The organism is Brachybacterium equifaecis, assembly GCF_023509525.1.
GTDB lineage: Bacteria > Actinomycetota > Actinomycetes > Actinomycetales > Dermabacteraceae > Brachybacterium > Brachybacterium equifaecis.
Genome location: NZ_JAKNCJ010000012.1, coordinates 23,709 through 34,179, shown reverse-complemented (window position 1 = coordinate 34,179; position 10,471 = coordinate 23,709). Strand labels below are relative to the sequence as shown.

Below are 10,471 nucleotides of genomic sequence, written 5' to 3'. Positions count from 1 at the left end.
GCCGGGCATCCGGCGGCACCCCGCGCACGACACGACATGCACTGCAAGGAGCACCCTGATGGACCTCAATCAGATCACGCACTCGGGCAACCTCACCGGCGACCCCCGCAAGTTCGTCGCCGAAGACGGCAAGGTCTTGGCCTACTTCACGATCGCCGTGAACCCGCCGAAGCGCCGGGACGCCGGCCCGAACGACCCGGCTCCCGAGGCGATGTTCGTGGACTGCGTGGTCTACGAGCCCACGTCCAAGAACGTCCTGGAGACGTATCGCAAGGGCATGGCGGTCATCGCGATCGGCGGCTACACCGCGAAGAAGCAGCAGTTCTTCAAGCAGGACGGCAGCCCCGTGAACATCTCCACCCAGCAGTTCCGCGTCTTCAAGACCGGGCCGGATCTGACGTTCGCGACCGCGTCCGTCAACAAGATCGAGTACCAGGGCGGCGGGAACAATGCCCAGGGCGCGCCCGGCGGTCAGGGCTTCGGCCAGCCCCAGGGTCCGCAGGGTGGCTTCGGCCAGCCCCAGGGCCAGGCGCAGGCCCAGCAGGGCTTCGGCCAGCCCCAGGGTCAGCAGGGTGGCTTCGGCCAGCCGCAGGGCCAGGGCCAGCCCCAGGGCGGCTTCGGTCAGGGGCAGCCCCAGGGTCAGCAGGGCTTCGGTCAGCCGCAGGGCCAGGGCCAGCCCCAGCAGGGCTTCGACCAGGGCCAGCAGGCGCAGGGCGGCTTCGGCCAGCCCCAGGGCCAGCAGAACGCCTTCGCCCAGCAGGGCCAGGGCGGCTTCGGCGGCCAGGGCTTCTGAGCCCATCCATGAACAGGGCGCCCCGTCCGCACGGGCGGGGCGCCCTCTCCCCTAGATGAAGGAGCAGCGCATGCGGGACGACGGCGTCGACCTGCTCGAGCGCCCATGGACCGGCCGGCCGAGCTCTCCGGGTCTTCTCGCGCCCGCAGCACCGCCCGCTCTCCTCTCCTGCGCCGCCGGGGCTCGCTGCTCTGGTGGGTCTTCGCCCGGGCCCGGGTCGTCGTCGCGCTCATCGCCGTCGTGGTCCTCGCGGGCATCTCCTGGGGAGGGTTCACGGTGTATCAGCGCGTCACGCAGGAGCCTCAGGTCGTGGTCGTCACGACGATGGCACCTGCCACCGGGAGCAGCGTCGAACCGAGCTCCGACCCGAACCTCTCCCCGGAGCCGCCGATCGAGGTGACGCCTCCGTCGTCCCCGGCGCCGGCAGAGCCCGCCCCCGAGCCGGAGCCCGAGCCTGCGCCCGAGCCGGAGCCCGAGCCGGAGCCGGAGCCTTCGCCGACCCCGGAGCCCGAGCCGACCCGGACGCGCGCGCCGGCCACCACGCAGGCTCCGCAGCCCGCTCCTGCGACCACACAGGCGCCCGCTCCCGCGCCGGCGCCCGCACCCGTGCAGACCGCGACCACCAGCCTCAGCGTCACCTGCAGCGGCGACGCTCGCGTCACGTTCACCTCGAACGGGTCGATCTCCGTCAGCGGGGCGGCCTCCGGGAGCGGCAGCGGCTCCGTGACCGTGTCCGGCAGCGGCACCTTCCACGCCAGGGCCGAAGCGCCCTCCAGTGTCCAGCTCTACTGGTCCTCCAGCGGTGCCGCATGCCAGGGCTGATCCAGTTCCTCCTCGAGCACCCCGGTGTCCTCATCGGCGCGCTGCTCATCGCCGCCGTCGCCATCGCGGCCGCCGTCAGCGCCCTGCGTCCCGGGGAGGGCATGCGCGATCCGGTGCGCATGTACTCCGCCGAGCAGCGCCGCGAAGGGTTCGACCGCGCCGGGCACCGATGCGAGATGTCCACCTTCGGGATCCTCCGCTGCCAGCGGCCCGCGCAGCACGCCGACCACTTCTGGCCGTGGTCCCGCGGCGGCGCGACGTCGATGCGGAACCTCGTCGCCGCCTGCTCGCGCCACAACACGTCCAAGGGCGCCAGCATGCCCTCCTCCTGGACCCGGCGCCGCATCACCCGCCGCCGCGCCCACTACTTCCCCGAGGAGGCCGCGCGCATCCCCGGCCAGTGGTACGCCGGCTGACCCGGCCGCGCCCGCATCCCCTTCCAGACCTGCACCAGCACCGACCTCCGAAGGAGCACCCCATGGCATACGACGACTACGAGCCCCGCGGCGCGCACGACCTCGAGTACGCCGACGACATCCCCAGCAGCGATGAGCGCATGATCGGCGGCGTCTCCCATGCCCGCGTCCTGACCGGCCGCACGGAGGGCACCCACTGGACTCCTGCCGAGGCGTCGTGGGGATGCACCTGCGGCGTCCACCTCGGATCGGAGGACTACATGGGCTACTCCGGGCAGACGTTCGAGGAGCACATCCTCGAGCTGGAGGATGCCGAGCACGCCGGCGCCGAGCCCGAGGATCGCTCTGCGCCCGAGCTCGAGCCCGTCTCGCCTGCTCTGACTCCCGTCCATGCCGGCTGAGGCCAGCGCCCACGACACGGCGATCATCGTCGCGGGGCGCGCGTTCGCAGTGCGCCGGTCCGCGCGATCCGTGCTCCTGCGAGTCCTGGTGCGCAAGGGCGCGCTTCTCCTCGCCGGCGCGATGCTGGTCGGCGCAGGCGCATTCCTGCTCTGCCGGCCCATCGGCCAGACCCCGCTCGATGGGATCGTCAGCGAGATGCTCGGCGGTGGGAAGCTCCACCAGGTGCTCGCCTACATCGGCAGCGCCGCGGCGGGAATCATGTGCGCGGCGGCTGGGCTGTTCATCGCCCTGGACGCCCTCGTCGACCTCCTCGGCTCCGCGGACCGCTACGACCCCGCCGTGAACCGCGTCCGCGCCAGAACCCGCGGGATCATCGCCGAGATCTCTCTCGAAGGCATCGACGACTTCGACCGGACCCTGAGAGACCGGATGCGGGAGGACCTGCGGCGGAGGTGAGCTGGCTGCCCGGACTCACCCGCCGCCGCGCGGAACATACCCGGTCATGAAGTATCTCGCCGAGTTCATCTCCCTCCTGCCCTCCCGCATCATGCGCGCCCTCCTGGGCCTCGTGATCATAGGCCTGTTCATGGGGATCGTGTACGCCTACTCCCCCGCCGGCCCCCAGATGCGGGAGTGGATGATCGAGGCGAGCGAGCACCTCCCCGAGGGCTTCCCCGAGATCCCGGGCCTGCCCACGGCCGCGCCGGCGCCGAGCAGCGATCCGGCCGCTCCGAGCACGGCTGCGCCTTCGGCTGCTGTGACGTCGACGGCCGGGCCGGCATCGAGCGCGCCTGCGAACGCTGCGCCTGCGAGCCCGGGGTCCTCTGCTGCAGTGGTCGGCGACTACTACACGATCACCGGGACCGCCGTCGTCGAGCGCACACCCGTCTCCGGGCAGGTGACGACCTGCGACCTCGACTCGCTGGGACGCGCGCAGTGCGCCTACGGACTGCTCACGGCCCCTGCGAAGGGTGACTCCGAAGGCAAACTCCCCGATCCCGCCGGCTGGCCCAAGAACAACGCGAAGGTCACCATCCTCGCCTCCGACGGCGTGGACGGGTCGAAGCAGTACAAGGGCTGGATGATGAACCGCAGCCACCTGATCGCCGACTCCCTCGGAGGCCCCGAAGTCGCTGGCAACCTTGTCACCGGCACCCGCACTCAGAACGTCGGCACCACGCAGATCGGCGGCCAGTACGCCGGCGGCATGGCCCACACCGAACGCATGGCTCGCGAGTACCTCGCGTCCGGCAAGGGAGCCGAGTGCCCGCTTTACTACGCGGCCACCCCGAACTACACCGGGAGCGAGCTCCTGCCGCGCACCGTCACCGTGGACATCATGAGCTGCGACCACGCCATCGACGAGCGCGTCATCGTCTCGAACACCGCGAACGGCTGGAACATCGACTACATGACCGGGGCGGTCATCCCCACGCGGTGAGGCCTAGAAGTCGTCGTCCCGGCGGTCCTTCCGCCTACGTGAGACTCGCGACGGCATGAGCTGGAGCTCGCGGCGCAGGACGGATCGGATGGCATCTCGCCCGATGTCGTCGGTGCCGAGCAGGCTGATCCCGAGCGCGTCGGCTGCACTCAGGAACGTGCCGATGGCGACGGATCCGCTGCCCTTCTCGATCGCGGCGACTGTAGCCCGGGAGACGCCGAGGACTGCGGCCAGGTGCTGCTGCGTCCACTGCTTCTCAATGCGGGCCACTTCGATGGTGTGGCCGAGCACTTCGAGCGTGCTCTGGGCTTCAGGACGGATCATCACACGACATCGGCCTCCTCTGTGTGTCAGCTAGAACAACCCTAGACCTTTCAGTGCTCATTATCGTGCGCATCTGCTTCCGCTGAGGCGCTACGCAATCCGCTGATCCAGCCCCCTCCGCCCCTCCTGCGAACGCGCGGCACATAGCCGTGCATGAGCACCAAGATCAGCGCACGCGCAGCTTCCGCCCGCGAGTCCGCGCGCAAGGCCGATGGGAAGTTCGGCAGCTACGAGTACGAGCGCGCAGACGCCGTCGACCTCGCGGGATCCGCGGGCTCCGCCGTCGACCTGTACGGGACCGACGACTGGATAGGGCTCGGCGAGGACACCCCCGCCGTCGACCCGATCGCCCTCGAGCGGGCCCGGGAGCGCATGGCCGTCGCCGAGGCCGAGCGCGACTTCCAGGTCGAGACCGCCAGGCGCGCCGCCGGTTCGGCCCGTGCGCGCGAGATGGCCGACGAGGTCGAAGTGTGGTCGGCGATCCTCGAGGACGAGGGACTCGGCGAGATCCCCGAGCGCCGCGGCGAGGACGACGCCGATGACAGCCGGCCGGATGCGGAGGAAGCGGCTCGCGCGGAAGCTCGCGCCCGGCGCCTGGCATCCCTGCCCTCCATCTCCGACCTGCGCGAGCGGGAGAACGCCTACGACCAGGACGTCTTCACCCCCGCTTTCATCGCCCGCATGCGCCGCGTCGCCGCTGTGGAGGCCAGCAGCGTCCCCATGGCGCCCGCCATGGATGCGGATGATCTCGTCTCCGAGGCCGCCGTCGAGATCCACCAGCGCATCGCGCGCGGAGACCGCGGCTTCGTGGAGGCGGGTACGGGCCACGTCGCCAGTTCCTTCGCACGCACGATCATGCACGCGAAGGCGGTTCGCTCCACCGGCGAGAAGGCCAGCCGGAACATCACCGGCCGCTCCGAGTACGCACGTCGCCGCGCAGAGGAGGAGGCCCGGCTCGGGCACAGCCTCACCCGCGTCCAGGAGGACAACCTGGCCCACGAGGTGCGCATGTCGATGCCCGTGAGCAACCGCCCCTCCGAGGGCTTCCATCGCCTCGCTCCAGCGCTCTCCATCGACGCCTCTGAGGGAGACAGCCTCACCATGTCGACGCCGGACCCCTTCGACCGGTCGCTGACCACGGAATCTGAGCGCCGCATCGAGCAGACCGTCGATCGCATCGAGCAGGCACTGGAGAACGGGGAGCTGTCCGCGCGGACGATGCGCGAGCGCCCGTGGTTCGGCGTCAGCCGCGTCGTCTCCCTCAGCGAGCCGTGGCGGGAGGAGATCCCGGAGCCGCAGCCGAAGAGCCTCTCCGGCAGTCGCTCCACTCGCCTGATCGCGGTGGTCGCGAAGGCCGGCGGCGCCGACACGGTGGCCCGCACCTACCTCGACGGCAACCTGCCGGAGCGGGAGACCGAGGCCCTGTTCGCCGCGTTCCCCGATGCCGATCAGCACCAGCGCGAGCTCGTCGCGAACTTCCTGGTCGACTCCGCTGACCGGTACGGCTCCCAGATGGCCCAGACCCTGTTCACGTCCTCCGTCGCCATGGCCCGCACCGATGCGTCCGATGCGCACGAGAAGCTGCGGTCCGTGCTGGCGGAGGTGTGAGACGGATGCCGTCATGCAGGCACAACGCACGGGCACAGGTGCCACAGATCACCGCCACCAGCGATCTCGCGAAGGTGCGGCACATAGCAGTCCAGGAGGTTCCGGCAGCAGGCCGGCGCCACGGCCTCGGAAGGAGGGCAGCATGAAGGGACGCACCCCGCGCGGATCCCGCGGCCCCGCGCGCGCCGGCGACCAGCCCCGCGCCACCGACGGCCGGTTCTCCACGTGGCCCTCCGAACGGGCCGACGTCACCCTCGGCGGAGACGGCGCCGCGCGAGCCCTCACCGAGGACTACTCGCAGCCCAGCGCCCGAGGCCGCCTCGACGGAACCGCCCGCCAGCTCCACGGCTTCGGCGGCGTGGACGTCGAACCCGAGACCACCGTCCTCGAGGGAGCGCTCACCGACAGCGCCCTCTCCCGACTGTGGGGCCAGATGACCCCCTTCGAGGGGCACATGCACCGCCTCCTCGCCACTCCCAGCCCCCAGGGCACGGCGTGACGACAAAGCGGTGCGCTGAGGCCTCGCGCAAATGCGCATGGTCTCCCGTGAACGACTTCCGTCCGGACGCACCGGACGGTCAGGACTTGAAAGGTCTGCAATGAACACGAAGGTGAACTTCGCCGGAGGGTGGGACACCGTCTGGGGTGCCGTCAGCGGCCAGCTCGGCGGCGTCGCTACCCTCCTCACCGTCATCGGCATGCTGATGGTGCTCTTCTCCGTCCTCGCCTGGATCTACCAGAAGCGGCGCGGCGCGAACATGCAGGGCCTCGGCGGCGTCTTCGTCGTGCTGTTCATCGGCGCGGTGATGGCGGCTCCCGGCGCGATCATCCCCGGCATCCTCCGCATCATCGACTGGGTCGCCAACGGCCTCATCGCCCTGGTGAACAGCACCTCGCGAGGCTGATCCTCATGCGCCCGGGTGAGCCTTCGGGCGGGCCCGGGCGCGTGGGACCGGCATTTGAGCACGACCAGGACCAAGGAAGGAGACGACGATGACCGCGATCCACGAGGCGCCCGCCGACCAGCAGCGCCCCATGATGATGTTCACGCTCACGGACATGATCGGCAAGAAGGCCGAGGAGTCCCGCGAGACGGTCATCGCGACCACGGACGTCAACAACCGCACCGCGGTCGTCCTCATCGTCTCCCTCATCCTCACGATCATCACCGCGCTCATCGCCTGGTCGGTCCTGCCGATCGGCGGGTACGCGCTGCTGATCCCACTGGCCGGCACGCCGCTGATCACGTGGCTGGTCCGCGGGCGATCCCGGCACGGCCTCCAGGTCACCTACCTCCGGCGCACCATCGACCGTCTCCAGGCCGGCCAGACGACTGGCCTGTTCCTGCACTGCAACCGCCTCTACGATCCGCTCGAGGTGCAGATCCGCACCATCACCCGCGGCAGCGTCGATGTGGAGGACATCCCCGGGTTCCTGCCCGAGGAGGGCCGCGAGTTCGCAGGCGTCGACTTCGAGCTCGCCCCGGCCGAGGAGAGCACCTACGTGCCCGCGGCCTCCCGCACAGCATCCGGCGGTCTCAGCGCACGCGCGATCCACGCCCGCCGCAGCCTCCTCGAGGTCGATGCGATGCAGTGGCAGCAGATGCGCGAACAGCAGGACTACGCCCGCTGGTATGAGGGGCACATCGCCCGGGTCCGCGCCGAGCGGATGGGGCTGCCGGTGCCCGGGGCGGGCGGGGCGGGCGGGGCGGATACGGGGGCTCGGATGGAAGGGGCGGCGGCATGACCACGAGCTTCGACGAGCAGCAGGTGGAGCGCGACACGCGCGGACGCTTCGCTGAGCAGGCCCACATGCGCTCCGATGTGCATCTGGTCCCCTACCCTGTGGCTGTGAACCCCATCGCCTTCGAGCTCTCCGACGACCCGAACCTGCCGGATGACGAGTACAACGCCGGCGGGTCCTTCGACTATCCGCCGGTGCCCCGGTCCGCCCGGCAGGTCAGGGCCTTCTGGGCGACCGTCCACGTGCCCGACGTCGCCATCACCGCCTACGAGCGGTGCTACGCAGCAGACCTCGAGCAGAGCGTGCAGGAGCAACTGGCGGCTTGGGATCGGACGCATCCCACGAAAGAGGTGATGCTCTTCGAGGAGTCGAACGCCCACGAGGCCGCTCGCGCCGCAGCCGAGGCGGAGTTCCGCTCGCAGCGTCCGTCGCTCCCCCGCCCCTACCTGCGCACCGCCGTCCGCGTCATGCGCATGGCTCAGGACGCCCGCGACCTCCCCGAGCAGGAGCGCGAGGAGCTGCGGTCCTCCCCCGTGAAGTTCAATCCCGAGCGCAACCCCACCACGGTCGCGGCGTTCCAGGACTTCTGGGGCATCCGCCATCCCGCCCTGCGCGAACGGGCCCTCGCCACGACCGCCGAGCTCGAGCGCGAAGACATCGAGGCCCTGCGCCGCGAGATGACCGCAGCCGTCTCCCGGCTCTCCAGCCAGATCTCCGGCGTCGACCTCACGACCCGCCGGCACAAGGCAGAGTCCGAGGCAGTCTGGGACCTCGAGGACGAGCGGGCGAACGCGCGGCGCAAGAAGCGCTGAGAACTGGTAGAGTCAGGCGAAGCGGGCATCCATCCTTCGGATTGGGTGCCCGTTCTTCATGCTCGGCGCCCGTTCTCACTGGGCCCCGCCTCGGATCCCCGCCCGCATCATCCGGGCGTGGTGCGCAGTCCCACCGACCAGCCGGGCCATCCGCCGCTCGTCCTCCACCGTGACCGGCAGGCTCCCGCGAGCGGACCTCACCGCATCCGCGATCGCGTCCGGCGCCGCAGCGATGACCTCCGCGGCCGCCGCCACGACTTCGCCCTCCTCGAGACCTGACCTCCTCGCGAGAAGTTCCCAGTCCCCCGCTGTGATGCTCTCGATCCGGCTCGTGCTCCCGACCGCGAAGGCGAGGTGCAGACCTGGAAGCTCAGTCCCCGTTGGCCTTCGGCTGGAGGCCCACGGGTGGAACGAGCAGACGTCGTAGAGCGGCGCGAGAGTTACCGATCCGTCCTCGCCATGGCGAAGCGCGTAGTTCTTCGCATGGCCATCAGCGCTCCCGATCACGGCGCTGTAAGCCAACGAGCGCACGAACTGCATGGCATCGTGGTGGCCGGCATCATCGAGGATGAGTCGAGCGAACTCGTGCGCTCTAGGGCCTCCGTCGGACTCGTACTTGCGGGCTGGCGCGGCACCGAGGGCCTGGCAGAGGTCCTCCTGGTGCAGACGCATGATTTCGTCGTCGGCGACGGCCCGGTCGTGCCGCTCGGAGATGAGCGCGGGGGTCCCGTAGAAGATCCGGTACTCGCTGCGGGCCACGTCCAGCCCGAGGCGCGCGGCACCCTCGAGACTCAGGTGCTCGATCAGCGCCTGCCCGGGGTGACCAGCCGCCGACGGCTTGAGGATGTGCGTGCTCGGAGCGCAGTCAGTGGACTCGTACCAGGAGCTACCGCCGTCGAAGCTGGTCAGCGCGAGCTTGGACTGTCCCCCGGCGAGGGCGAACCAGCCCACGTTGCTCCGGTCAGATGCGCGGGCACCCGCTGTGGATGCGGACGACACGCTGCGGGAACGCAGACGCGAGGCGATCTCCCGGTCATCGACGCGCACGAGCGGATCGACGCGGCCCGGGGTCTCGCCTGAGGGCAGGATCTGCAGCGCGCCGGCGACATCGCTCCCCAGGTACCGGAGGAGCGCGAATGGGTCCGCGGGATCGACCGGCGCCCCCAAGCCCTCACTGAGGACGTCTGCCCATCCTGAGCGGACCTCCGCCCTGTCCGGCAGGAGTCCCTCGAAGAAGTGGCGGACCGTCTCGGGGCTCGGCCGCATGCCGTCGTTCGGCAGGGAGGCCGAGATCCGCGGCGCATCGGGGCTCGTGTACTTCATCGCCACCTCACCGGATGCGGCGATGGACAGCGTCGCATCGTGCCGGCCGCCCCGCCAGATGTCGAGCGCGCGGATCATCTGCTCGACGCGATGCTCTGCGGGTTCATCCCGAGCTCGGCGAACAGCACCGGCAGCTTGCCGGGCCGCGAGGTGATGCCTCGCTCGACTTCGCGGACCCAGCCCCGAGGCACGCCGACCCGGTCCTCGAGCTCGGCTGTGGAGATGCCTGCGCGCTTGCGGAACTCCCGCACCCAGGCGCCCTGCGTCACGGGGTCGACGAAGGATTTCGGGGCCGTCCCGCGCTTGCGAGCGGCCGCCACAGCACTGCGGACGGCCGAAGGGGTCACCTCGAGTATCCCCGCGATCTCCCGGTGGGACAAGCCGGACTCCACGACCAGGCGCAGGATCCCATCCTCGCGGGCGGCCTCAAGCACCATGGCCTTCTGGCGGGCGCGCTCGGCCATTGCGTCGATGTGTCGGATCGCAGCGAGCTCCACGGAGAGCTCACGGTCATCGAGGGGCGGCATGGGCGGACTCCTTCGGCTCGCGGGCGGCACGGCGGTCGTGCAGACACCGTGGAGTGTCCCGCGGATGAGGGGCGCAGACCGGGATTCCTTGGAGGCCGACTCGCGCGGGTGCGCCTCATGTTGCCGGAGTCTCAACCTGACTGGCTCGAGCCCTTCGACGCGATGAAGGGCGTGTTCGCTGCTATTCGTCTCAGGCTGTTGCTCCCGCGCTTCATCACCTCACTGCGCTCCAGACGGTCCGTGCTATTGCGCTCAGCGCA

The 10,471-nt window shown here is 70.4% G+C and carries 14 protein-coding genes; 11 read left to right on the top strand and 3 right to left on the bottom strand.

Annotated features, from left to right (window positions below; all coding sequences use genetic code 11):
• Positions 1-58 precede the first annotated feature (58 nt).
• The 6 genes from Bequi_RS13460 to Bequi_RS13435 all read left to right on the top strand — a co-directional run bounded on the left by Bequi_RS13460 (position 59) and on the right by Bequi_RS13435 (position 3,874).
• The gene (locus Bequi_RS13460; RefSeq protein ID WP_249738454.1) at positions 59-793 is read left to right on the top strand and encodes a single-stranded DNA-binding protein; all 735 of its coding nucleotides are present in this window, start codon (positions 59-61) and stop codon (positions 791-793) included.
• A gap of 105 nt (positions 794-898) precedes the next feature.
• Positions 899-1,615, top strand: coding sequence for a hypothetical protein (locus Bequi_RS13455; RefSeq protein ID WP_249738453.1), 717 nt, complete (start codon positions 899-901; stop codon positions 1,613-1,615).
• The gene (locus tag Bequi_RS13450; protein ID WP_249738452.1) at positions 1,603-2,031 is read left to right on the top strand and encodes an HNH endonuclease; all 429 of its coding nucleotides are present in this window, start codon (positions 1,603-1,605) and stop codon (positions 2,029-2,031) included. The genes Bequi_RS13455 and Bequi_RS13450 overlap by 13 nt, the downstream gene beginning before the upstream one ends.
• A gap of 62 nt (positions 2,032-2,093) precedes the next feature.
• A complete protein-coding gene (locus tag Bequi_RS13445; protein ID WP_249738451.1) occupies positions 2,094-2,432 on the top strand; it encodes a hypothetical protein in 339 nt (112 codons plus the stop codon).
• Complete coding sequence (locus tag Bequi_RS13440; RefSeq protein WP_249738450.1) at positions 2,422-2,889, top strand: hypothetical protein; 468 nt, start codon at positions 2,422-2,424, stop codon at positions 2,887-2,889. The genes Bequi_RS13445 and Bequi_RS13440 overlap by 11 nt, the downstream gene beginning before the upstream one ends.
• 46 nt (positions 2,890-2,935) lie before the next feature.
• Complete coding sequence (locus Bequi_RS13435) at positions 2,936-3,874, top strand: DNA/RNA non-specific endonuclease (RefSeq protein WP_249738449.1); 939 nt, start codon at positions 2,936-2,938, stop codon at positions 3,872-3,874.
• 3 nt (positions 3,875-3,877) lie between these two features.
• Here the strand turns inward: Bequi_RS13435 and Bequi_RS13430 are convergent, their stop codons facing one another.
• Positions 3,878-4,198, bottom strand: coding sequence for a helix-turn-helix transcriptional regulator (locus tag Bequi_RS13430; RefSeq protein WP_249738448.1), 321 nt, complete (start codon positions 4,196-4,198; stop codon positions 3,878-3,880).
• 153 nt (positions 4,199-4,351) lie between these two features.
• Between Bequi_RS13430 and Bequi_RS13425 the strand changes: the two genes are divergently transcribed.
• The 5 genes from Bequi_RS13425 (at position 4,352) to Bequi_RS13405 (ending at position 8,361) form a co-directional block, all read left to right on the top strand.
• A complete protein-coding gene (locus Bequi_RS13425; RefSeq protein WP_249738447.1) occupies positions 4,352-5,806 on the top strand; it encodes a hypothetical protein in 1,455 nt (484 codons plus the stop codon).
• A gap of 142 nt (positions 5,807-5,948) precedes the next feature.
• Positions 5,949-6,305 carry a hypothetical protein gene (locus Bequi_RS13420; RefSeq protein WP_249738446.1) on the top strand — a complete coding sequence of 119 codons (357 nt, stop codon included), beginning with the start codon at positions 5,949-5,951 and terminating at the stop codon, positions 6,303-6,305.
• A gap of 100 nt (positions 6,306-6,405) precedes the next feature.
• Complete coding sequence (locus tag Bequi_RS13415; protein ID WP_249738445.1) at positions 6,406-6,711, top strand: hypothetical protein; 306 nt, start codon at positions 6,406-6,408, stop codon at positions 6,709-6,711.
• An 88-nt stretch (positions 6,712-6,799) separates the two neighbouring features.
• Positions 6,800-7,552 (top strand): hypothetical protein, encoded by a 753-nt coding sequence (locus Bequi_RS13410; RefSeq protein WP_249738444.1) that lies wholly within the window; start codon positions 6,800-6,802, stop codon positions 7,550-7,552.
• Positions 7,549-8,361, top strand: a complete 813-nt coding sequence (locus Bequi_RS13405) for a hypothetical protein (RefSeq protein ID WP_249738443.1) — start codon at positions 7,549-7,551, stop codon at positions 8,359-8,361. The genes Bequi_RS13410 and Bequi_RS13405 overlap by 4 nt, the downstream gene beginning before the upstream one ends.
• 75 nt (positions 8,362-8,436) lie before the next feature.
• Here the strand turns inward: Bequi_RS13405 and Bequi_RS13400 are convergent, their stop codons facing one another.
• A complete protein-coding gene (locus tag Bequi_RS13400; protein WP_249738442.1) occupies positions 8,437-9,762 on the bottom strand; it encodes a HipA domain-containing protein in 1,326 nt (441 codons plus the stop codon).
• The gene (locus Bequi_RS13395) at positions 9,759-10,211 is read right to left on the bottom strand and encodes a helix-turn-helix domain-containing protein (protein ID WP_249738441.1); all 453 of its coding nucleotides are present in this window, start codon (positions 10,209-10,211) and stop codon (positions 9,759-9,761) included. The genes Bequi_RS13400 and Bequi_RS13395 overlap by 4 nt, the downstream gene beginning before the upstream one ends.
• Positions 10,212-10,471: the final 260 nt, after the last annotated feature.